This window comes from Ochrobactrum sp. PL_is483 (assembly GCF_055816855.1).
In genome coordinates, this window is record NZ_JBVPGS010000032.1 from 227,260 (window position 1) to 248,883 (window position 21,624).

17 protein-coding genes are annotated in these 21,624 nt (G+C 59.3%); 8 read left to right on the plus strand and 9 right to left on the minus strand.

Annotation, left to right across the window (positions count from 1 at the left end; translation table 11 throughout):
• Positions 1–55 precede the first annotated feature (55 nt).
• Both AC0TNJ_RS09645 and AC0TNJ_RS09650 read right to left on the minus strand, forming a co-directional pair.
• Positions 56–457, minus strand: coding sequence for a MarR family winged helix-turn-helix transcriptional regulator (locus AC0TNJ_RS09645; RefSeq protein ID WP_122001313.1), 402 nt, complete (start codon positions 455–457; stop codon positions 56–58).
• A gap of 114 nt (positions 458–571) precedes the next feature.
• Positions 572–1,033: an Lrp/AsnC ligand binding domain-containing protein gene (locus AC0TNJ_RS09650; protein ID WP_061345885.1), complete on the minus strand. Its 462-nt coding sequence runs from the start codon at positions 1,031–1,033 to the stop codon at positions 572–574.
• A gap of 683 nt (positions 1,034–1,716) precedes the next feature.
• Here AC0TNJ_RS09650 and AC0TNJ_RS09655 point away from each other — a divergent pair.
• From AC0TNJ_RS09655 to leuA, 3 genes are all read left to right on the plus strand, one after another.
• Positions 1,717–3,912 (plus strand): anthranilate synthase component I, encoded by a 2,196-nt coding sequence (locus tag AC0TNJ_RS09655; RefSeq protein WP_473770959.1) that lies wholly within the window; start codon positions 1,717–1,719, stop codon positions 3,910–3,912.
• Positions 3,913–4,317: 405 nt separating this feature from the next.
• Positions 4,318–5,226, plus strand: a complete 909-nt coding sequence (locus tag AC0TNJ_RS09660) for a cation diffusion facilitator family transporter (protein WP_473770960.1) — start codon at positions 4,318–4,320, stop codon at positions 5,224–5,226.
• Between the two features lie 299 nt (positions 5,227–5,525).
• Positions 5,526–7,250 (plus strand): 2-isopropylmalate synthase, encoded by a 1,725-nt coding sequence (gene leuA, locus AC0TNJ_RS09665; protein WP_473770961.1) that lies wholly within the window; start codon positions 5,526–5,528, stop codon positions 7,248–7,250.
• Positions 7,251–7,294: 44 nt separating this feature from the next.
• On the opposite strand, the gene AC0TNJ_RS09670 is transcribed toward leuA, so the two are convergent.
• On the minus strand, positions 7,295–8,197 hold the full coding sequence (locus tag AC0TNJ_RS09670; RefSeq protein ID WP_473770962.1) for a metallophosphoesterase family protein: 903 nt from the start codon (positions 8,195–8,197) through the stop codon (positions 7,295–7,297).
• 373 nt (positions 8,198–8,570) lie between these two features.
• Here AC0TNJ_RS09670 and AC0TNJ_RS09675 point away from each other — a divergent pair, with 373 nt between their 5' ends.
• Entirely contained in the window at positions 8,571–9,026 is a 456-nt protein-coding gene (locus tag AC0TNJ_RS09675) for an NUDIX domain-containing protein (RefSeq protein WP_473770963.1), read from the plus strand.
• 38 nt (positions 9,027–9,064) lie between these two features.
• On the opposite strand, the gene AC0TNJ_RS09680 is transcribed toward AC0TNJ_RS09675, so the two are convergent.
• Both AC0TNJ_RS09680 and AC0TNJ_RS09685 read right to left on the minus strand, forming a co-directional pair.
• A complete protein-coding gene (locus AC0TNJ_RS09680; RefSeq protein ID WP_473770964.1) occupies positions 9,065–9,748 on the minus strand; it encodes an OmpW/AlkL family protein in 684 nt (227 codons plus the stop codon).
• A 171-nt stretch (positions 9,749–9,919) separates the two neighbouring features.
• Positions 9,920–10,903 carry a glutathione S-transferase family protein gene (locus tag AC0TNJ_RS09685; RefSeq protein ID WP_473770965.1) on the minus strand — a complete coding sequence of 328 codons (984 nt, stop codon included), beginning with the start codon at positions 10,901–10,903 and terminating at the stop codon, positions 9,920–9,922.
• A gap of 301 nt (positions 10,904–11,204) precedes the next feature.
• Here AC0TNJ_RS09685 and AC0TNJ_RS09690 point away from each other — a divergent pair, with 301 nt between their 5' ends.
• Positions 11,205–11,714: a GNAT family N-acetyltransferase gene (locus AC0TNJ_RS09690; RefSeq protein WP_473770966.1), complete on the plus strand. Its 510-nt coding sequence runs from the start codon at positions 11,205–11,207 to the stop codon at positions 11,712–11,714.
• A gap of 96 nt (positions 11,715–11,810) precedes the next feature.
• On the opposite strand, the gene AC0TNJ_RS09695 is transcribed toward AC0TNJ_RS09690, so the two are convergent.
• The 4 genes from AC0TNJ_RS09695 to AC0TNJ_RS09710 all read right to left on the minus strand — a co-directional run bounded on the left by AC0TNJ_RS09695 (position 11,811) and on the right by AC0TNJ_RS09710 (position 18,885).
• Positions 11,811–13,886, minus strand: a complete 2,076-nt coding sequence (locus AC0TNJ_RS09695) for a hypothetical protein (RefSeq protein WP_473770967.1) — start codon at positions 13,884–13,886, stop codon at positions 11,811–11,813.
• A gap of 234 nt (positions 13,887–14,120) precedes the next feature.
• Positions 14,121–16,982 carry a DUF4159 domain-containing protein gene (locus AC0TNJ_RS09700; protein WP_473770968.1) on the minus strand — a complete coding sequence of 954 codons (2,862 nt, stop codon included), beginning with the start codon at positions 16,980–16,982 and terminating at the stop codon, positions 14,121–14,123.
• Positions 16,979–17,878, minus strand: coding sequence for a DUF58 domain-containing protein (locus tag AC0TNJ_RS09705; protein ID WP_473770969.1), 900 nt, complete (start codon positions 17,876–17,878; stop codon positions 16,979–16,981). The genes AC0TNJ_RS09700 and AC0TNJ_RS09705 overlap by 4 nt, the downstream gene beginning before the upstream one ends.
• Entirely contained in the window at positions 17,878–18,885 is a 1,008-nt protein-coding gene (locus AC0TNJ_RS09710; RefSeq protein ID WP_473769680.1) for an AAA family ATPase, read from the minus strand. The genes AC0TNJ_RS09705 and AC0TNJ_RS09710 overlap by 1 nt, the downstream gene beginning before the upstream one ends.
• A 135-nt stretch (positions 18,886–19,020) precedes the next feature.
• On the opposite strand from AC0TNJ_RS09710, the gene AC0TNJ_RS09715 reads away from it, so the two are divergent.
• From AC0TNJ_RS09715 to AC0TNJ_RS09725, 3 genes are read left to right on the plus strand one after another with little or no spacing between them, the layout of a single operon-like run.
• Positions 19,021–19,686, plus strand: coding sequence for a DUF1285 domain-containing protein (locus AC0TNJ_RS09715; protein ID WP_473770970.1), 666 nt, complete (start codon positions 19,021–19,023; stop codon positions 19,684–19,686).
• Positions 19,683–20,306: a CoA pyrophosphatase gene (locus AC0TNJ_RS09720; RefSeq protein ID WP_122001299.1), complete on the plus strand. Its 624-nt coding sequence runs from the start codon at positions 19,683–19,685 to the stop codon at positions 20,304–20,306. Before AC0TNJ_RS09715 ends, AC0TNJ_RS09720 begins: the two co-directional genes overlap by 4 nt.
• Positions 20,303–21,568, plus strand: coding sequence for a CCA tRNA nucleotidyltransferase (locus AC0TNJ_RS09725; protein WP_473770971.1), 1,266 nt, complete (start codon positions 20,303–20,305; stop codon positions 21,566–21,568). Before AC0TNJ_RS09720 ends, AC0TNJ_RS09725 begins: the two co-directional genes overlap by 4 nt.
• Positions 21,569–21,624 lie beyond the last annotated feature (56 nt).

Below are 21,624 nucleotides of genomic sequence, written 5' to 3' on the forward strand. Positions count from 1 at the left end.
GCTCCCTAGCGGGCACGCGGTTTCAGGTCATTGTTTCCAGTCAAAGGGCGTCAGATCAGCCAAGGCTGTTGAGCAGGATTTGAAGCTGCTCCACGCCGTCCTCTCCCAGCCGGCTTTCAATTTCGTCCTGCGCCTGATCCCAGAGCGGGCCGCCGCGTTCCACGAGATCGCGGCCATCTGCGGTCAGTGTCACGCTGGTCTCGCGATGGTCGTCGCTGGCGGTAGGCTCGATCAGTCCCATGCGCTGCAGAACCTTCACGTTGCGGCCCATGGTCGAACGGTCCAGCTCCGACAGATGTGCGAGTTCGGTCACCGAGATGGAGCCCGCGCGGCGGATTTTCCGCAGGGTGCTGAACTGGGCGACATTGATGCCAAGCGGAGCAAGAGCGTTGTCGTAGACGCTCGAAGTCTTGCGGGCAGCCTGACGCAGAAGAATGCAGAAACACGGATGTGACATATTGCGGGTATATACCCGTAAATGATCGCGTGCAAGATCGAAGTGCAAAATTGGGAGTTCGTTGCTGTCAGCCTGCTGACAGCAACGATGCTTCACGAAGGGCTTGTTGCCAGCTCAGACGGCGATATAGGCGGTTTCCTTCACTTCCTCCATCACCGCATAGGTGTGCGATTCCCGCACGCCGGGCAGGGAAAGAAGGGCTTCCGAAAGGAAGCGGCGATAGTGGTCCATGTCGGAAACGCGGGCTTTGACGAGATAATCGAAGCCGCCCGCAACCATATGGCATTCCAGAATGTCGGGATTGCTGCGGGTGAAAGTCGAAAAGGTTTCGAAAACTTCCGGCGTGGTGCGATCAAGCTTGATCTCGATGAAGACCAGCATGGCGCGGTCGAGCATCTTGGGCGAAAGCCGCGCCGAATAGCCGAGGATATACCCTTCGCGGGTCAGTCGCTTGACGCGTTCGGCGGTTGCGGTCTGCGAGAGATTTATGCGATCGGCCAGTTCGGTATTGGTCAGGCGCCCGTTCTCCTGAAGGGCGCGCAAAATACTCCTGTCCATCGCATCGAGATTCTTCATCGGTTGTCCCCAATGGCCGTTTTTTGTGACGGCTCTATTCTTGATTTTTGCATATGTGTTTGAGTTGCCACGGAAATGAATCCGAAATCGGTCCCCGACGCAAGATGAAACTTGTCGGACGGCCCTACAAATTTTTGAACTGTTTCGTTGAATTCCGCTTAAACGTAAGCATAGGCTCAAATAACAATCGCAGGTTGCAAATTCTGTGCGACCTGTGATAGAGATACTGTGCATATTAAAAGCTATATTGCACCTGTGAATTTTCGCATGGGGTAAGGGGGTGCACCGGACCGGATGGAATCGTCCTATTCCTTCCGTCTTGTTAATCCCGGTTTGTGAGGAAATCCGGACAGCCGCAAACTGTCCGGATTTTCTTTGCGAAACCTGGAGCGTGTCGTCCTGATGACGGCTTGTCCGGCAGATTTCGGCCGTTGAATTTTCCGGTTGCAAGCGGACAGATTGAAGGCTAACAGTACGTCCATGAACATTTCGCGCAATATCGTCATCAACGGTTGGTGGTGGGCCCGCTAATAGCGGCCACGCAGGCGTTTGTGCATTTGCGTTTGGAAAACAGGCCGCTGGGATTATCCGGGCGGCCTTTTTGTTTGGCTGTTTGAATAAGACCGGCGGGGAAACCGGGTTCTGGAAATATTCGGAAACAGCTAGATTTGGGATAGCCGATCATGAATGCGAAGATTGCGGATAGCGAGATATTCCGGCACGAAACGGCAGGCGGCATTGTCGTCGAGCGCGTGCGCCACCTCACCGCCTATAAGGGCGCGATCGAGACCTATATCGATGCGCTGAACGAACGGCGTGGTGCGGTGTTTTCGTCAAACTACGAATATCCGGGCCGCTATACGCGATGGGATACGGCTATCGTCGATCCGCCGGTGGTCATCACCTCGCGCGCCCGCACCATGCGCATCGAAGCGCTGAATGCGCGCGGCGTCGTCCTGCTTCGTCCTATCCTGGACACGGTGAAGGCGCTTGCCGAGGTGACGGTCGACAAGGCCGGGGAAAACCGCATCGAGCTGACCATTGCCGAGCCGAGCGGAACCTTCACCGAGGAAGAGCGCTCGCGCATGCCTTCGGTCTTCACGGTCCTGCGTGCCATTGTCGGCCTGTTCTTCTCCGAAGAAGACGCCAATCTCGGTCTTTACGGTGCCTTCGGCTACGATCTGGCGTTCCAGTTCGATCCGATCCAGTACAAGCTGAAGCGCCCCGACGACCAGCGCGATCTGGTGCTGTTCATTCCGGACGAAATCTTCGTGGCCGACCACTATGCGGCGCGGGCCTGGGTGGATCGTTATGAATTTGCCTGCGGCGGTTCTTCCACGCATGGTCTGGACCGGGCGACGCCAGTACAGGGCTTCAAGCCATCGGAGCGTGAGCTTGCGCGCGGCGATCACAATCCCGGCGAATATGCCAGTCTTGTCGAGCGCGCCAAGGAGAGCTTCAAGCGTGGCGACCTTTTCGAAGTGGTTCCGGGCCAGACCTTCTATGAGCGCTGCCACACGCCGCCGTCGGAGATTTTCCGCCGGTTGAAGACGATCAATCCGTCGCCCTATTCGTTCTTCATCAATCTGGGTGAAAACGAATATCTGGTCGGCGCATCGCCGGAAATGTTCGTGCGGGTCAATGGTCGGCGTATCGAAACCTGCCCGATTTCCGGCACGATCAAGCGCGGCGAGGATGCGATTTCGGATTCAGAACAGATTCTGAAGCTGCTCAATTCCAAGAAGGACGAATCCGAGCTGACCATGTGCTCGGACGTGGACCGCAACGACAAGAGCCGCGTCTGCGAGCCGGGGTCGGTGCGGGTCATCGGCCGTCGCCAGATCGAAATGTATTCGCGCCTGATCCATACGGTGGACCATATCGAGGGCCGCCTTCGCGACGGCATGGACGCCTTTGACGGCTTCCTCAGCCATGCATGGGCTGTGACGGTTACCGGCGCGCCAAAATTGTGGGCGATGCGCTTTCTGGAAGAAAACGAACGCAGCCCGCGTGCATGGTATGGCGGCGCCATCGGCATGATGCACTTCAATGGCGATATGAATACCGGCCTGACGCTGCGCACCATCCGCGTGAAGGACGGTGTGGCGGAAATCCGCGCCGGTGCAACGCTTCTGTTCGATTCCAACCCCGAAGAGGAAGAGGCCGAAACCGAATTGAAGGCATCGGCCATGATCGCGGCTGTGCGTGAGGCGCAGAAGAGCAATCAGGTGGCCGAGGAGCGTGTCGCGGCGAAAGTGGGCGAGGGGGTCTCGATCCTGCTCGTGGATCACGAAGATTCCTTCGTGCACACGCTCGCCAATTATTTCCGCCAGACGGGCGCGACGGTTTCCACCGTGCGCTCGCCGGTGGCCGAAGAGGTGTTCGACAGAATCAAGCCCGATCTCGTGGTCCTGTCGCCCGGACCGGGCACGCCGCAGGATTTCGATTGCAAGGCAACCATCGACAAGGCGCGCAAGCGCGCACTGCCGATCTTCGGCGTCTGTCTTGGTCTTCAGGCGCTCGCCGAAGCCTATGGCGGCACGCTGCGCCAATTGCGTATTCCGATGCACGGCAAGCCGTCGCGTATTCGGGTCTCGAAGCCGGAGCGCATTTTCTCCGGCCTGCCGAAGGAAGTGACAGTCGGGCGCTATCATTCGATCTTCGCCGACCCGGAACGCCTGCCGGATGATTTTCTGGTGACGGCGGAAACGGAAGATGGCGTCATCATGGCTTTCGAGCACAAGCACGAGCCGGTCGCCGCCGTTCAGTTCCACCCGGAATCGATCATGACGCTCGGCCATAATGCAGGCATGCGCATGATCGAAAATGTGGTGACGCATCTGGCTGGCAAGAACAAGACGCGCCGGACCAATAGCTGATCGAACGCTTTTCGTTACGATTTCGAACCAGCCGCAGCCACACCCTGCGGCTGGTTTTTTTATGCTTTCCCGTGCTTGCTCCGGCAACTCATTTGCAAGTTTAATGCCTTGCATTTGCAGGAGAAAATTAAATTTGGGAACTACAAAAACAGGGTACGAAATTCCGATATTCTAGGGTATAGAACAGCGGCGAATTGCTGCTGCGTATGCCAGATGCGTTAAGGATACGCCCCGCGTGCTGGAGCGCATCCCGAGAAGCTGGAAACGGTTTTGCGTTGGAAAAGGCGGCAAAACAAATAGTTAGAGCGGTTCCGGTTTTCGGGCCGATGCTCTAGCGAACGAATGAAGGGCTGTGCGTAGGCCCGTCCCGGTTTCGGGACAGATCAAGATAATCAAAGGTTCATCATGGACGCGAGTGCAAAGGTTCGGCGGCTTGCCGCTTGGTCTATTCCCATTGCTTTCGGTGTGATGGGACTGAAATATCTGGCCTATGGGCTGACCGGTTCCGTCGCACTTTATTCGGATGCGCTGGAGTCCATCGTCAATGTGATTGCAGCCATCGGTGCATGGTGGGCGATCCGCGTGAGCTACAAGCCCGCAGACGGCAATCATCCTTTCGGTCATTACAAGGCGGAATATATTTCGGCTGTTGTTGAAGGCGTGCTGATCACGGTTGCCGCGCTTTTGATCTTCCGTGAGGCCTGGTTTGCCATGCAGGCTCCGCGCCAGCTTGACGAACCGTGGCTTGGTCTTGCCATCAATACGGGCGCGGCGGTGATCAACGGCCTGTGGGCTACGCTGCTGATCCGCACGGGGCGCAGCCTGCGCTCTCCGGCGCTGGAAGCCGATGGCCAGCACATCATGACCGATGTTTTCACCTCGGCCGGTGTTCTGATCGGGCTTGTGGGGGCTGTACTGACCGGCTGGGCCGTGCTTGATCCGCTGCTCGCCATTCTGGTGGCCATCAACATTCTCTGGCAGGGATGGGGCGTTATCAATTCCTCCATCCAAGGCCTGATGGACATTGGTGTCGAGCCCGCCGAGGAAATGCGCATTCGCGATGTCATTTCAGCCAATGCGGGCGGCGCCATCGAGGTGCACGACCTGAAAACGCGCATCGCCGGACGGGTGACATTCGTTGAGTTTCATCTTGTGGTGGCGGCGGAAATGAGTGTGGGGGAAGCCCATGTGATCTGTGACCGCATCGAGGATGCGCTTCAGGAGCAGATCAAGAGCGTGCGGGTGGTTATCCACGTCGAGCCGGAAGAGGAAGCGAAACTGCCGCTGGGCACCAGTTCCATTCCCTTCGCGTGAGCAAAATCGTCTTGCGCTCATCTGTCCGCCTGTGTAATAGCTTTGAACATGACGACGATGAGCGCAACATTTCTGGAACATTCGGCAGCCGCCTTCGGCGCGCGCGTGAATGTCTGCGTTCTAAACTCGCTTCTTACCCTCGGCCTTAGCGGCGATCGCCGGGCTCGTTGAAGGAGCGTCCGGCGGTCGATTACGGTCCCGCCGACTTTAGCTCCTTACACACTATTTCCATCAGATTTATCATCAGGAATCCGTGCTTGACGGCTTGAGGGCCGGTGTGAAGCCGGGAGGAAACCGAAATGAACCAGACTGTCGCCGCGTCGCAAACCGAAACCCGCACCGCCGGACGCAAGGGCATGCCCACTGCCGGCACCAAATATTCGCCATTTCCCGCTCCCCGGCTCGATGACCGCACCTGGCCGTCCAGGCGCATTGAAAAGGCGCCGATCTGGTGCTCGGTCGACCTGCGTGACGGCAATCAGGCCCTGATCGACCCGATGGGACACGACCGCAAGGAGCGCATGTTCCGCCTGCTGGTCGATATGGGTTTCCCGGAAATCGAAATCGGCTTTCCGTCCGCCTCGCAGACGGACTTCGACTTCTGCCGCTGGGCCATCGAACAGGGCAATGTGCCTGACGAAGTGGATTTGCAGGTTCTGGTTCAGTGCCGCCCGGAACTGATCACGCGGACTTTCGAAGCGCTGGAAGGCGCGAAAACGCCGATCATCCATTTCTACAATTCCACCAGCGAATTGCAGCGCCGCGTGGTTTTCGCCAAGGATGTGGCCGGCATCAAGCAGATCGCAACCGACGCCGCCAAGATGATCATGGATATGGCCGCGAAAGCGGGCGGCGGTTATCGCTTCCAGTATTCTCCGGAAAGCTTCACCGGCACCGAACTGGAAGTGGCGCTGGAAATCTGCAACGCGGTCACCGAGATCGTGAAGCCGACCGCGGACAACAAGCTCATTGTCAACCTGCCCTCGACGGTCGAGATGAACACGCCGAACGTCTATGCCGACCAGATCGAATGGATGTGTCGCAATCTCGACAATCGCGAAAACCTGATCATCTCGCTGCATCCACATAATGATCGCGGCACGGGCATCGCCGCGACCGAGCTGGGCCTGATGGCGGGCGCCGACCGTGTTGAAGGCACACTGTTCGGCAATGGCGAGCGCACCGGCAACGTCGATATCGTAACGCTGGCGCTCAACATGTATACACAGGGCGTGGACCCTGAACTGGACTGCACCGACATCAACCGGATGAAGGAAGTCTATGAATATTCGAACCAGTTGAAGATTGCCGAACGTCACCCTTACGTCGGTGAACTGGTCTATACGGCTTTCTCCGGATCGCATCAGGATGCGATCAACAAGGGCATGAAGGCGCGTCGTTCGGCCAATTCGCCGGTCTGGGAAGTCCCCTATTTGCCGATCGACCCGCAGGATGTGGGTCGCTCCTACGAAGCGATCATCCGCATCAATTCTCAGTCGGGGAAGGGCGGCATCGCCTATATCCTGCAAGCCGATTACGGCCTCAACCTGCCGCGCAACCTGCAAGTCGAGTTCCGCGAGATCATCCAGAACATTACGGATGAAGAAGGCAAGGAACTGCCATCGAAGCGCATTCACGACGAGTTCCAGCAGCTCTACGTGACGCAGCCGGGCGCCCGTATCAAGTTTGTCGATCATCACACCATCCCGGACCCCGAGCAGAAGGGCCGCCGTATTCTGACCGCTGAAATCACCGATAATGGCGTGACAAAGAATATCGAGGGCAAGGGAACGGGGCCAATCGACGGTTTTGTCGATGCATTGTCCAAATATCTCGGTGTGAAGATGTCGGTCGTCGATTATTCCGAACATTCGCTACAACAGGGTTCGGACGCTTCGGCCATATCCTATGTCGAGATGGCTCATCCGGGCGGCAAGCTGTTCGGCGCGGGTATCAATGACAATATCGTCAGCGCTTCGCTGGAAGCCATTGTTTCAGCGGCCAACCGGGTGATTGGCAAGTAAGCGAAAACAGAGAACGGCGCTTCGGCGCCGTTTTTGTTTTGAAATCAATAAAGAACGCGCTCGTTGAGCTTGGTTATTTTCTCGCTGGCATCGGAAACGCCGTGTTCTTCCATGAGGCAGGACCAGCCGCCTTCAGGCCGCTTGTCGATATTGAATATGTTATAACGGGCAGCGGGTTTGTGACCGCCAAAATTCTGGCTCGCAGATGGCACGCTGATGACGGGAACCTTGCCGTTCGGACCGTCGATTTCGTAATGCGTGATCAGATGTGTATGGCCGTGGAGAACAAGTTCCGCGCCATGTTTTCGTATGATCTTCTGGAAGCGGCGAATGCCATAAAGACGCTTGTGCGCAGGCGTCGCGCCATGGATCGGCGGGTGATGGATCATGACGATGCGAAAGAGCCCGCGTGCGCCGGCCTCGTCCAGCATTGCCGCCAGACGCTTGCCCTGCGCTGAACGGAAATCGCCGCTGGCCATGAAGGGAGCCGTCGCGCGCGCTGAGGAAACACCGATCAGCGCAACCGGGCCGCGCACGCGCATATAGGGGAATTGCGGGCGATTGCCGTGGTTGTCGATGCCGTCGCCGCGCATCCACGGTTCCCATTTCCGGCAGGACTTGTCGAGCGCGCCGGGCACATAGGCGTCATGATTGCCGGGAACGACCGAAACATCGTGCGAATTGCCCAGTCTGGAGAGCCAGTCATGGGCGATGTCGATTTCCAGATTGAGCGCCAGATTGACGAGATCGCCCGTCACCGCGATGTGATTGGGAAATTGCGCCTGCATGTCGGAAATGAGACTGTCGAGAACGGTTCCGTGCATCGCATTTTTACGATTGCGCAGCCAGTTTATGTAACCGGTAATACGCTTCGACGCCAGTTCACGGTATCGAACCCGAGGCAATGGCGAGAGGTGAATGTCGGATATATGGGCAAGACGGAACATAAGGCTCAGGACCTGCTAATTTGATAGAAATGGTGTGAGGCCATCCGTTTGGATACGAGGAGAAGATGGGAAGGAAATGTGGTTCATTTTCGAGCCTCTTCGACGAAGTAGCCGGGTGGATGGACCACATCCTTCGGACACCGAAAGGACTGGCGATCTGCTGCGTCGAACCGCTTGACCGGGGAAACCACCCCGTTCTTCGCGTCTCTCCTAGCAACTCTTGTCATTTCGGATGCCATTTCCAGCAAATTAACAGGTCCTGAGCCTATGCCCCATTTACTGGATAATGTTTAAAATCAAAACCTGTTTAGCGACTTTTTGTTGATGACATTGATGCATTAATACGAAGTAGATTGCTTCGCGGAGAGACGGCATGCGCTTTCGACATTTTATATTTCATACATATTTTTTAATGCGGCGCCCCATGACATTAGGAGTAAGGGCCATAGTATTCGATGAAAAGGCAAATTCAGTTTTTCTGGTAAGGCATACCTATGTACCCGGATGGCAATTGCCGGGCGGCGGCGTCGAGCGCGGTGAGACATTTATGGAAACACTGGAAAAGGAACTGCGCGAGGAATGCAATATTGTGCTGAAAGGCTCCCCCCAGCTTTTCGCGCTTTACAAGAACGCCCATGCGTCGCCGCGCGATCATGTGGCGCTCTATGTGTGCAGGCAATTCGAGCAGACGGAGCCGCGCTTGCCGGACCGAGAAATCGCCGAATGCGGTTTTTTTCCGCTCGACAATCTGCCGGAGGGAACCACGCCCTCGACGAAGCGGCGGCTGCAGGAAGCGCTTAGCGATCTGGAGCCGCTGCCGCTCTGGTGAAGGCACGCGGTCGCGCCTTCACCGGTTCATGGGCTTTATCAGAAGCGATAGGTGACGCCTGTACCGATCAGCCACGGATTAAGCTTGGCCTTGCCGCTGACCTCGGTGCCGCCAACCAGGGTTGCATCGAATTTCGGCTCCAGGAACAGCTTCTTGAGGTCGAAGTTCACGCCCCAATGTTCGTCGAGCATGTAGTCGAAGCCGATCTGCAGCGCGCCGCCGAATGTGTTCTTGACCTTCAGATATTCGACGCCGGTCGCATCCTGATTGTAGAACATGGTGTAGTTCACGCCCGCACCGACATAAGGCTTGAAGGCACCGAAATTGGTGAAGTGATATTGCAGCGTCAGCGTGGGAGGCAGAATCCAGGCCTTGCCGATCTTGCCCAGCCCATCGATGGAACCGGCGCCATTGATATTGGCATAGGTCGTGCCGAGAATGAGTTCGGCGGCGAAATTGTCGGTGAAGTAATAGGTGATGTCGAGTTCAGGCGTGATCGATTTGGAATAATCGAGATCCGAACCCGAAACGCCGTTCACATAGCCGGAGTTTTCCGCGATGACACCGAGCGCACGCACGCGGATCTGCCATGGTGACAGGGCTTCCGGCACGGCCTGAATTTCAGATGCAGGCTGGGCGACGATGGCGTCTGCGGCAAATGCTGCCGGTGTGACGAAGGCCAGCGCGGTTGCGGCCAGCAGTCCCCTGGTGAAGCAGTTCATCTCTCTCTCCTTAAGTCGTGGTCAGTCTTGAAGTCTTGGGGGAGGTAGTAGTGATGCGTGCAATCTGGACCGCGCAACGAAACGCCCCATTGATCGAAATCAATGGGGCGCAAGAGATTTGAGAAAGTGCTGATGTTCTAAAAACAGTGTTGCAGGAAGAACGCAGTCCGGTCAGGCTTTGGAGCGTTTCCGGTCATGCGGGGCAGAGAAGTCGATTTCCGGTCCAAGCGGCACTACGCCGGTCGGGTTGATCGTCTTGTGGCTGCGATAATAATGGCCCTTGATATGTTCCATGTTCACCGTCGAGGCCACGCCCGGCACCTGATAGAGCTCGCGCGTGTAGTTCCACAGGTTCGGGTAGTCAGCAATTCGGCGCAGATTGCACTTGAAATGGCCGACATAGACCGGATCGAAGCGCAACAGCGTCGTAAACAGCCGCCAGTCAGCTTCGGTCAGGCGGTCGCCGGTCAGATAACGCTGGCGGGAAAGGCGGTCTTCGAGCGAATCGAGCGCCGTAAACAACTGTCCGAACGCTTCCTCATAGGCTTCCTGCGTGGTGGCGAAACCGGCGCGATAAACCCCGTTGTTGATGTTGGGATAGATGAAATCGTTGAGCGCATCGATTTCGCCGCGCAAATCTTCTGGATAGAAGTCGAGCGAGGCATCGCCGAACGCATTGAAGGCGGTGTTCAGCATGCGGATGATTTCCGACGATTCGTTGGAGACGATCGTCTGGCGCTCTTTGTCCCACAGAACCGGAACGGTGACGCGGCCGGAATAATTCGGATCGGCGCGGGTGTAGATTTCATGCAGGCGCTTTGAACCGTAGAGCGCATCGCCGGTGCTGCCGGTCGTGCCGTAGAAGGTCCAGCCTTCTTCCGCCATCAGATAATCCACGACCGAGACGGAAATTACATCTTCCAAGCCTTTCAGCGCACGGAAGATCAGCGTGCGATGTGCCCACGGACAGGCGTAGGAAACATAGAGATGATAGCGGCCCGGCTTGGCCTTGAAGCCGCCTTCGCCGGTTGGGCCGGGGCTGCCGTCAGCGGTTACCCAGTTGCGGAATTGCGATTTTGACCGTTCAAAACGGCCTTTCGTGCTTTCGGTGTCGTACCAGACATCGTGCCACTTGCCATCGACCAGAAGTCCCATGAGATTTCTCCTTTTGGAAAGAGAATAGGCCGAGGAGCGCCATTTTGCAGGATCGCAAGCCGTGAACAGTGCGTAACGCTGCCAAAAAGAACAGTCATTTCCGCCATTTTGAAAAAACAGGCTTGATCTCTGTCCATTTTGGTGTAATTCACCTTCCATATTGCGGTCGTCATGCCGCCTGGGAGAACGCTGTAATGGAAATGCTTTTCATCCGACGATGAAACTTGGACCGTGCCAAAACGCACGGAACGCATTCCATTGACCTGAGGGTCCCCGACTTCTCCTATTGCGATCTAAGCCCATGCAGCAGCTTGAACTGACCTATGCGCAGGAATGCCCGGCGCACGACATTGAAATTGAAGCCATTAATGCGGAAGCCTTCGGACCGGGACGGTTTACGCGTGCCGCGCATTTCATCCGCGAGGGCGGTCCGCACGATCTCAACCTTTCCTTCGTGGCGCTGATGGGCGGCATCGTCGTCGGCTCGGTGCGGCAGACGCCGGTTATCATCGGCGAGACGCCCGCGCTTTTGCTCGGACCGCTTGCCGTCAGGCCGGAATGGAAGAAGCGGGGCATCGGCGGCAGGCTTATGCGCATGTCGCTGGAAGCAGCCGAAAAGGCAGGCCACAAGCTCGTGATCCTGGTTGGAGACGAGCCTTATTACGGGCCGTTCGGCTTCAAGATGGTGGCGCCGGGTTCGATGGTCATGCCAGCACCGGTGGATCCGCGCCGGATGCTCGCCTGCGAACTCGCGCCGGGCGCGGTTAATGGCGTCGGCGGCATCGTGCGCCACGCGAACCGGGCGAAATAGAGCATGGCTCCCAGAAGCGGGAACCGGTTTCGGGATAAATGGCTCCGCTTCAACCGGAACCGCTATAGTTAAAAAGAGGGGAAAGCGAGGGGCGGTTTACCGCCCTTCGCGATACCACATGCTGCCGAAGACCATGAGCAGGGCAGACAGCGCCAGGAAGCCGGAGAACAGCGGCAGGCGGTTGACACTTTTCAGTTGCGTATCCGCAGTTTCACGCAAGCCCATCCAGTCATTGCCGCTGGCGGCGCGGTTGCCGCTGATGGCCGTGATCGCGGGCACTCGGACTGCACTGTTCCCGCTTGCATGCACGCGATGGACCGAGCCGCCGGTCGCCTCGGCAAGCGGTTTCAGGCGATCTGCCGTCGAGATGCTGTCGGCAAATTCCGGCGCATCGATGGGCCCCACATGGGCCAGCGCTTCCAGATCGCCATTCTTCACCCGGAAAATGCCGATCTCGTCCGTCTGCAACGCGCCTTCGAACAGGCCCGGCTTGCTTTGCGTCAGATTGACCTGCAATTCCTTGCCGGAAGGTGTGGTAACGCTTGCCGCACCCGGATTGTCGCCCATGGTCTGGCGACGGATGGAAAGCGTGCGGCCATTGCCGGAAGCGGTCAGCGCCTCTTCTTCCAGCTCCGGCTCCTGCATCAGCCAGTGGGCGATGCGGCGGTAGAGCGAAGCGTAGGGGCCACCGCCCTCAAAGCCACGCGCCCAGAGCCAGCCCTGATCGGAGAGGAACATGCCGACGCGGCCTTTTCCAACGCGGCTCAACACCAGCAGCGGCTTGTTGTCCGCGCCGCTCATCACCGTTTCGCCCTGCGGCGCGGTAATGTCGATGGTGCGGAACCAGCGGCTCCAGTGCGGCGGCTCCTGATCGCTGCCATCAAGGCCGCGCGTGACCGGGTGGCGCTTGCCGAGATCGGTCAAGCGCGGATAGAAGGCCTTTTCGGTCACCGCGCCGGTCGGCATGGCGGGCAGGGCGCTATAAAGCGGCGTGCGGGCAATCGACATTTCGCCCGCATATTCAGGCCCGGCTGCGACCAGCAGCGCACCGCCATTTTCCACATATTGCGCGATGTAATCGTAATAGAGGAGCGGCAGCACATCGCGGTGCTGGTAGCGGTCGAGAATGATGAGGTCGAATTCGTTGACCTTGTCCACGAAGAGTTCGCGCGTCGGGAAAGCGATCAGCGACAATTCGTTGATCGGCGTGCCGTCCTGCTTTTCCGGCGGGCGCAGAATGGTGAAGTGGACGAGATCGACGGCGGCGTCGGATTTCAGCAGGTTGCGCCATGTGCGCTCGCCATTATGCGGCTCGCCGGAGACGAGCAGCACGCGCAGGTTTTCGCGAACGCCGTCCACGGTCGCGACAGCGCGATTGTTGGCGTCGGTCACTTCACCGGGAAGCGCAGGCGTGGCGATTTCGACAATGTTTACGCCGGCCCGCGGCAAGGTGATTGTCACAGGCGTTTCCTGCCCGATCCGTGCTTCTTCCTCGCTGACGGTCTCGCCATTGACGCGGACCTGAACCGGCGCGGGACTGCCGAGGCTCTTGCCTTCATCGATCACCGTGAACGACATTTCCAGCGGCTTGCCGCTGATGCCGTAGCGCGGCGCCTTGTTGAAGCGGATGCGGCGGTCGAACTCGTCCGGCTTGCCGGTCACAAGCCCATGCAGCGGCGCATCGAAGCCGAGCGCATTCTTGTTGGCCGGGATATCGTGCACCTGACCGTCGGTAATCAGGATCGCGCCCGCGACACGGGAAGGCGGAACATCGAGAAGCGAACGCGCCAGTGGGCCGAAAAGCCTCGTCGCATACCCGTCTTCGTTTTCGCCGGGCTTGCCCGCTTCCACCACGCGGGTCTCAAACTGCGGCATGGTGGCAAGCTGGTCCTGCACCGCTTTCAGGGCAGCATCCGTGTCAGCCCGGCGGCTCCCCAGTTCCTGGCTCTGGCTGCGATCCACGACTACCGAGACCACGCTTTTCAGCGGCTCGCGTTCTTCATTGATGACGACCGGATTGAAAAGAGCGAGCGCAAGCGCGGCAGCGGCCAGAAAACGGATCAGCCCGCCGCGCATGCGCAGGAAAATGGTGGCAAGCACCAACAGCGCCAGCGGCACGAGTACCGCAATCAGCCATGGCGTGGAGAGGAAAGGTTCGAATTCGATATTCATGCCCGCCTCCTAACGCCGTAGGTTGCCATCTTTGCGGACTGCAACGCTTTTCCCTCATCCTGAGGTGCGGAGCGAAACGAAGCCTCGAAGGACGAGGGCAGGCGCGCCGTGCATTTTTCCCTCGCCCTTCGATCCTTCGACAAGTTCAGGACGATGCGCCGTCTTTGACGGCTCCTCAGGATGAGGGGAAAAGGGAACCCGGATCTGCTGACGGCTTCGTTAAAAAACATCATGCTAGTTCCCCAGCCGTTCAAGGAGGGCGGGAACGTGCACCTGATCGGACTTGTAGTTGCCGGTCAGCATATACATGACGATGTTCACGCCGCCGCGAATGGCATAGATGCGCTGCATCGGGTCGTTCGGCACGGTCGGCAGTAGCGGGTTGCCCTGCTCATCCACGGCCCATGCACCGGCCAGATCATTGGCCGTGATCATGATCGGCGTCACGCCGTCACCGGTGCGGACAGGGCGGTCCTGCGGCGAAGCGTTGGGCGTGGTGGCCTCGACCCAGAGCGGGCTTCCTTCATAGCGGCCCGGAAAATCCGGCATGATGAAGAAGGATTTGGTCAGCACATGATCGTCCGGCACCGGTTCCAGCGGCGGCACATTCATGCCGTCGAGAATGGCGCGCAGGCGCTGATTGGCCGGTGAGGCGGATGGGTCGAGGCTGGCGCCTGCCTGCAACTGGTCGCGCGTGTCGAAAAGAACCGTGCCGCCCTGCTGCATATAGGCATCGACCTTGGCAATTGCTTCCGGGCTTGGCATCGGCGCGTTGGGGTCGATAGGCCAGTAGATCAGCGGATAAAAGGCCAGTTCATCCTTGGCCGGATCGACGCCGATAGGGTCGCCCGGTTCAAGCGCGGTCTTGTCCATCAGCGCGAAGCTTAAACCGCGCAGCCCGGCCTTGCTGACGTCGTCGGTCTCAGCGCTGCCGGTGATGACATAGGCAAGATGCGTCTGCGAGACCGAATTGACGATCGCTTCGTCTCCCGGCTTGCTGTCATCGTGCACTTGCGGCTGGGTCTGGGTCTGGGCCTGAGCTTCGCCTGTTCCGGACGGAACAAGATTGAAGGCAAGCGAACCTGCCAGCAGAACAGCGATGCCTGCCGCCTTGGCGCGCACTTTCATGCGGCGGCGGAAGGCCCCGCGCAGCCACAGCATCAAAAGCGTATCGAGCGCCAGAAGCATCGCGGCGGCAGCGAAGAACGGTCCCGCCAGTGAAAGCGACTGGTCGGACGTGTAAGAGGCGGGCGTTATTCCGACGGAAAATGCAGGCTGTGCAATCGGTTGCAGCTTGATATTGGCACCTTCAAAAATGTTGAGCGCTTTCAGGCCATCCTCATTGCCGTAGAAACCGGGCGGCGTGTTGATGCTGACGCTGGCCTGCCTGTTCTTTTCGACGATCAGCGGTTTGGCCTCCGATGTCGGCAGGGTCAGCGCGCCGGAAGCCGAAAGAAGCTGGTAGGGCGGCAGCGAGACCGAAGCCTGATTGTCCTGCGCGCCGGTTCTCTGTGAAAGCGACACGATGCGGCGCAGCATTTCCACGAATGAACCCGAAATCGGCAGGCTCGACCAGCTTGCATCGGGTGAAATGTGGAACAGGACAATATTGCCGCGCCCGCGCTGTTGGCCGGTTACAAGCGGCGTTCCGTCCTGAAGAACGGCATAGGCCTTGTCGTTGAGATCGAATGAAGGTTCGGCAAGAACCTGCCTTGTGACGGTCACATCATCGGGGACGGTCAGTCCTGCAAAAGGCCCCTTGTCCGGGAAAGCGCGCAATTTCTGCGGCTCCGACCAGGACAGCGTGCCGCCGAGCGCGCGTTCGCCCTTGCGCAATTTCACCGGCAAAAGCGGATCATTGTCGCTGGCGCCGGCAAGGCGCGGGCCTGCGAAGCGCACCAGCGTGCCGCCATCTTCTATCCACCGGGAAAGCTGTTCGGCGACAGGCTGCGGCAGCGTGCCGATATCGGCCATGATGAGAATCGACGGCTTTGCATCCAGCACTTCCGGCACGGATTGCATGAGATCGGCGGAGCGCGGTTCGATCAGATTGACATAGGGCGAAAGCGCCCGGGAAATATAGTGCAGCGGCGAAAGCAGCGGCTGCGCCAGATCCCCGTCACCACTGGCGATAAGGCCGACGGTGCGCCGTTCCGATCCCGCATCGATCAGCCTCGTCGCGCCTGCCTGTTCGATGCCATCGACACGGATCTGGCGGAAATCGTTGCGAAGCTCCACCGGCAGGTTGAACCGCGCCGTGCTTTCGGCGCTTCCAAGTGCGAAGGAAAGCGGCGCTTCGGCAATGCGGCGTCCCTTGTCGTCATAAGCGGCGGCGGTGAGCGTGCGCGGCGCCGATACGCCTTCCGGGCGGATGGCGACGGCTTCCAGACTGTCAGCCTTGTTGTCGATGCCGGTCAGCGCGAAGGTGCGGCTGAGGCTCGCGCCATACCAGAGAACGGAGGCGAGATGGCCCGATTTGTCCAGTTCGGCGAAGGTTTGCGCATCGTTTATCGCAGCCAGCCCGTCGCTCATGAAGGCAAGGCGAACCTTGGCATCGGCTGGCAAAGCGGAGGAAAGCCGCTCCATTGCCGCTTTGCGGTCGACCGGGATCGGGCGCGGTTCCAGTGCTTGCAGGCGCTCGGCGGCGCGCTTGCCGTCATAGGGGCCGATTTCGGCATTGGCGGGTTCCGCCGTGCCTGCGAGATAGATCGGCGCGCCGGTGCCTTCCGCATCGGCAATGAGTTTTTCGGCGGCGTTGACCCGCTGCTGCCAATCCTCGGCGGAAGCCCAGCCATTATCGATGACGATGGCGAGCGGCTCGTTTCCGGCAAGCGCCACCGGGCGCGGATTCCAGACCGGCGAGGCAAGTGCCAGAATGACGAGCGCGGCGATGAGCAGCCGCAGCAGCGTCATCCACCAAGGGCTTTTGGACGGCACTTCCTCGCGCTTGAAGACCTGCGCCAGAATGCGGAGCGGCGGAAAGGTTTCCTCCTGCGGGCGTGGCGGCGTCATGCGCAATAGCCACCAGATGACCGGCAGGGCGATCAATCCTGCAAGGATCAGCGGCGAACCGAAGGCGAGCGGCAGAAAATTCATGCGTTGCCCCCTGTTGCACTCAGCGCATCGTGAAGGCGCGCCAGCGCTTCCGCCGTCGGCCTGTCTGTGCGGTGAACCGTATAGCTCCAGCCAAGCCGCTTGCAGAAATCAATGAGGGTTTCACGCCGCGCGGTGTAGAGGCGGCGATAGTCGTCCGCATAGGTTTCGGCCCGACCGGCGACGAGCGTTGCGCCGGTTTCGGGATCACGGAACTCGGTGCGGCCGGAATAGGGAAATGTTTCCTCCGCCGGATCGGCAACTTCCACCAGATGTGCGCGAACGCCGCGCTTTGCCAGACGGTCGAGAAGATCGGTCAATTCATCGAACGGATGCAGGAAATCCGACACGAGGACGACTTCGGAAAAGCGGCGGATCTGCCCGATATCCGGCAATGCGGCGGCAGGCGCTTCGTGCATCAGCGCTGCCGCCAGACGTTCGGCTCCGTTGCGCGCCGAAAATGGCTGGATCAATGACGGAAAGGCGATGCGTTCGCCCGAGCGCGACAGAAGTTCGGCAAGAGCCAGCGTCAGCACCAGCGAACGCGCTTCCTTGGACACCGGCGCCAACTGCGAGCGATAGAGCATCGAGGGCGAAAAATCGCACCAGAACCAGACGGTATGGGCGGATTCCCATTCGCGGTCGCGGACATAGGTGTGGTCGTCGCGGGCAGAGCGCCGCCAGTCGATGCGGGCAAGCGATTCACCTTCCACATAGGGGCGGAACTGCCAGAAGTTTTCGCCGGGGCCGCGTTTGCGCCGTCCGTGCCAGCCGTTCATGATTGTGTTGACCACGCGCTGCGCTTCGACCAGCAGATCGGGGAGGGCGGATGCCCGCGCACGGGCGCGGGCAAGCGTATCCTTGCGATCTGCGGAGGAAACTTCTGCGCCGATGACCATCAGACGGCAGCCTTTACCAGATTGGCGATGACGTCACGAATATGCATGCCATCGGCGCGCGCGGCGAAGTTGAGCGCCATGCGGTGCTGCAGGACGGGCTCGGCCAGCGCCTTCACGTCATCCACCGAAGGCGCGAGACGGCCTTCATAAAGCGCGCGCGCCCTTGCACAGAGCATCAGCGCCTGGCTGGCGCGCGGGCCGGGACCCCAGGCGATGTGTTTCTTCGCATGGTCGTTATCGGCGTCGGGGCGCGCAGAACGCACGAGCTTCAGGATTGCTTCCACGACGCTTTCCGACACCGGCATGCGCCGCACCAATGTCTGCATTTCGATCAGCCGCTCGGCGTTGATGATTTCATAGGCCTTGGCCTCGGAAACGCCGGTCGTCTCCAGAAGAATGCGGCGTTCCGCATCCAGTTCCGGGTAAAGAATGTCGATCTGCATCAGGAAGCGGTCGAGCTGGGCTTCCGGCAGCGGATAGGTGCCTTCCTGTTCGAGCGGGTTCTGCGTTGCAAGGACATGGAACGGTGCGGGCAAGTCGTAACGCTGGCCTGCGACCGTCACATGATATTCCTGCATCGCCTGCAAAAGCGCAGACTGGGTGCGGGGGCTGGCGCGGTTGATCTCGTCGGCCATCAGGAGCTGCGCGAAGATCGGGCCTTTCAGATAGCGGAAGGAGCGGCGTCCGTCGGCATCCTGCTCCATGACTTCCGAGCCGATGATGTCGGAGGGCATCAGGTCGGGGGTGAACTGGATGCGCTGGCCGGAAAGGCCAAGCACGGTTCCAAGCGTTTCGACCAGCTTGGTCTTGGCAAGGCCCGGCACGCCGACGAGAAGCGCGTGGCCACCGGCAAGCACGGCGACGAGCGTGCGCTCGATCACGTTTTCCTGGCCGAAGATAACGGTGCCGACGCTTGCCTTGATGCGGGCAATATCTGCGAGCGCCCGTTCGGCCTCCGCGATTATCTGTTCGGGATTGGCGGTTTCAGGCGTGACGGCAACGCTCATATGGACCTCGCAATATGTGACCGCTCTGGCGGAAGCGCCCTATAATTCGCATATAGTGCTGACAAGCCGCGAAACGGTGACTATTTCATGACTTCCAGCATATTAAACACATTCGAGCAGGAATAACCGAGTCGGATGATAAAAAGCACCCCTGAAGGCAAAGACACGCCGCAAGATTCGATACGGAACGCTGAGACGACCGGCGGGCTGGAAGCGCTGATCGCGCGCGCTCATGCCGATGCGCAAAGCGGACCGGCGACGAAAGAGCGCGGCATCCCGCCGGTTGAGCGGTGGAATCCGGAGTTTTGCGGCGATCTCGACATGGAAATCAAGGCGGATGGCACATGGTTCTACATGGGCACGCCGATTGGCCGCAAACAGCTCGTGCGGCTGTTTTCGACCGTGCTGCGCAAGGATGAGGACGGCAAGACCTATCTGGTGACGCCGGTGGAAAAAGTCGGCATTCGGGTGGAAGACGCGCATTTCATTGCCGTCGAGATGGAAGTTTCCGGCGAAGGCGAGACGCAGGCGCTGACCTTCCGCACCAATGTCGGTGACGTGGTAACAGCCGATGCCGGGCATCCGCTCCGCTTCGTGGTCGAGCGGGAAAGCGGTGGCCTCAAGCCTTATGTGCTGGTACGCGGACGGCTGGAGGCGTTGATCGGGCGTTCTGTCATGTATGATCTTGTGGCGCTGGGCGAGGAAATCGAAATCGACGGCGTGCCGACATTTGCCGTCCGGTCCGGCGGCGTGGTGTTTCCGATCATGGCGTCCGATGCGCTGGAGGCGGCACTGCAATGAATGCATTCCCTGACTTTTCAGCCAGTGACTTTGCCGAGCGGGTCCGGCAATGGCGTCCCGATCACGATGCGGTAACCGGCGATCATTCGCTCAATCCCGATTTCACGCAGGCCATGGTGACCGCGAAAATGCGTGATGCAGCCGTGCTGGTGCCGGTGGTGGATCGGGGGTCGGAAGCCACGCTGCTTCTGACGCAGCGCACCGACACATTGCGCAAGCATTCCGGCCAGATCGCCTTTCCGGGGGGGGCAATCGACCCGGAGGACGGCACGGCGGAACGGGCAGCACTGCGCGAGGCCAATGAAGAAATCGGGCTTGCGGCGGATCGTGCCGAGATCATCGGCAATCTCCCGCGCTATCTGACCGGCAGCGGCTTTTCGATCACGCCCATTCTGGCAGTGGTGAAGACGCCGTTCGACCTGCATCCCAACCCCGACGAAGTGGCCGATATTTTCGAAGTGCCGCTTTCCTTCCTGATGAACCCGGTGAATCATCGGCGTGAAAGCAGGATGTTCAACGGCAAGGAACGCTTTTATTACGCCATGCCCTATCATGAGCGATTCATCTGGGGGGCAACCGCTGGCATCATTCGCGGACTTTATGAAAGGCTCTACGTTTGAGTATCAATATTTCCGGCAAGGCGGACTGGCTGAAGGCAAAGCCGTTGCAGGCCCTGTTCAATGCGCTGAACCGCGATGGCGGCGAGGCACGCGTGGTTGGCGGTGCAGTGCGCAACACGCTGCTTGGCAGCAAGGTGAGCGATGTCGATCTGGCGACGACGCATCTGCCGCAGGAGACAGTCAGGCTTGCGAAGGAGGCGGGTTTCAAGCCGGTGCCGACCGGCATCGAGCATGGCACGATCACGGTCGTCGTGCAGGGGCATCCGTTCGAGGTAACGACGCTGCGGCAGGATGTGGAGACGGATGGCCGTCATGCGAAAGTGGCTTTCGGGACCGACTGGAAAGCGGACGCGGAGCGGCGCGACTTCACCATCAACGCGCTTTATGCGACCGCTGATGGCACGATTATCGACGACGTTGGCGGTCTTGCCGATATTGAAAGCCGGACTTTGCGCTTCATCGGCGATGCGGAACAGCGCATTCGCGAGGACTATCTCCGCATTCTGCGCTTCTTCCGCTTCTTCGCCTGGTACGGTTCGGGACGGCCCGAGGCTGACGGCTTGCGGGCCAGCGCGCGGCTGAAAGACGGCCTTGCGCAGCTTTCCGCCGAACGGGTCTGGGGGGAACTGAAGAAGCTCTTGTCCGCGCCCGATCCGTCGCGCGCGCTTTTATGGATGCGTCAGGGCGGAGTGCTGAATCTGATCCTGCCGGAAAGCGAAAAATGGGGTATCGACGCCATTCATGGGCTGGTGCGAACCGAGGCCGACCTTGGCTGGCAGGTTGATCCGCTTTTGCGGCTCGCAAGCATTGTTCCGCCCGATAGCGTGCGGATGGAAGAAATGGGCAAGCGGCTCAAAATGTCCAATGCGGAAAGGGCGCGTCTGGAAGCCTGGGCGCGCGCCGATGCCGTCAAGCCGGAGCTTTCCGAACAGGCATTGAAGAAGGCCATCTATCGCGGCAGCAAGCAGGCCGTGCTGGATCGCATTCGTCTCGCCTATGCCGCGGCGCGGGCCGATGCCGCAGGCAGCGACGATGCCATGATCCGCGCCGGTGGTTTCGCGCGTCTTCTGGATGCTGCCGAACGCTACGACGCGCCGGCCTTTCCCGTCACCGGGAGTGATCTTCTGGCGCTGGGCATAGAGAAGGGGCCGGGTCTGGGCGAGGCCTTGCGGTCCCTTGAAACTTTCTGGATAGACTCCGGTTTTAGCCTTGACCGTGCCGCGCTTCTGGACAAACTTGATCGTGATAAATTGAATAACTAGTGGCTTGCTTGCAAATTTCAGCCGTAGTTTCATCCTGTTAAAGCTGAAAACTTTTT

What these genes read in the sequence shown, in the direction of transcription:
- AC0TNJ_RS09675 (WP_473770963.1), top strand. Translation starts at nt 8,571, where the DNA reads ATGCGCTTTCGACATTTTATATTTCATACATATTTTTTAATGCGGCGC.
- AC0TNJ_RS09670 (WP_473770962.1), bottom strand. Translation starts at nt 8,197, where the DNA reads ATGTTCCGTCTTGCCCATATATCCGACATTCACCTCTCGCCATTGCCT.
- AC0TNJ_RS09705 (WP_473770969.1), bottom strand. Translation starts at nt 17,878, where the DNA reads ATGGTCATCGGCGCAGAAGTTTCCTCCGCAGATCGCAAGGATACGCTT.
- AC0TNJ_RS09680 (WP_473770964.1), bottom strand. Translation starts at nt 9,748, where the DNA reads ATGAACTGCTTCACCAGGGGACTGCTGGCCGCAACCGCGCTGGCCTTC.
- AC0TNJ_RS09645 (WP_122001313.1), bottom strand. Translation starts at nt 457, where the DNA reads ATGTCACATCCGTGTTTCTGCATTCTTCTGCGTCAGGCTGCCCGCAAG.
- AC0TNJ_RS09660 (WP_473770960.1), top strand. Translation starts at nt 4,318, where the DNA reads ATGGACGCGAGTGCAAAGGTTCGGCGGCTTGCCGCTTGGTCTATTCCC.
- AC0TNJ_RS09650 (WP_061345885.1), bottom strand. Translation starts at nt 1,033, where the DNA reads ATGAAGAATCTCGATGCGATGGACAGGAGTATTTTGCGCGCCCTTCAG.
- AC0TNJ_RS09700 (WP_473770968.1), bottom strand. Translation starts at nt 16,982, where the DNA reads ATGAATTTTCTGCCGCTCGCCTTCGGTTCGCCGCTGATCCTTGCAGGA.
- AC0TNJ_RS09715 (WP_473770970.1), top strand. Translation starts at nt 19,021, where the DNA reads ATGATAAAAAGCACCCCTGAAGGCAAAGACACGCCGCAAGATTCGATA.
- AC0TNJ_RS09690 (WP_473770966.1), top strand. Translation starts at nt 11,205, where the DNA reads ATGCAGCAGCTTGAACTGACCTATGCGCAGGAATGCCCGGCGCACGAC.
- AC0TNJ_RS09655 (WP_473770959.1), top strand. Translation starts at nt 1,717, where the DNA reads ATGAATGCGAAGATTGCGGATAGCGAGATATTCCGGCACGAAACGGCA.
- AC0TNJ_RS09695 (WP_473770967.1), bottom strand. Translation starts at nt 13,886, where the DNA reads ATGAATATCGAATTCGAACCTTTCCTCTCCACGCCATGGCTGATTGCG.
- AC0TNJ_RS09685 (WP_473770965.1), bottom strand. Translation starts at nt 10,903, where the DNA reads ATGGGACTTCTGGTCGATGGCAAGTGGCACGATGTCTGGTACGACACC.
- AC0TNJ_RS09710 (WP_473769680.1), bottom strand. Translation starts at nt 18,885, where the DNA reads ATGAGCGTTGCCGTCACGCCTGAAACCGCCAATCCCGAACAGATAATC.
- leuA (WP_473770961.1), top strand. Translation starts at nt 5,526, where the DNA reads ATGAACCAGACTGTCGCCGCGTCGCAAACCGAAACCCGCACCGCCGGA.
- AC0TNJ_RS09720 (WP_122001299.1), top strand. Translation starts at nt 19,683, where the DNA reads ATGAATGCATTCCCTGACTTTTCAGCCAGTGACTTTGCCGAGCGGGTC.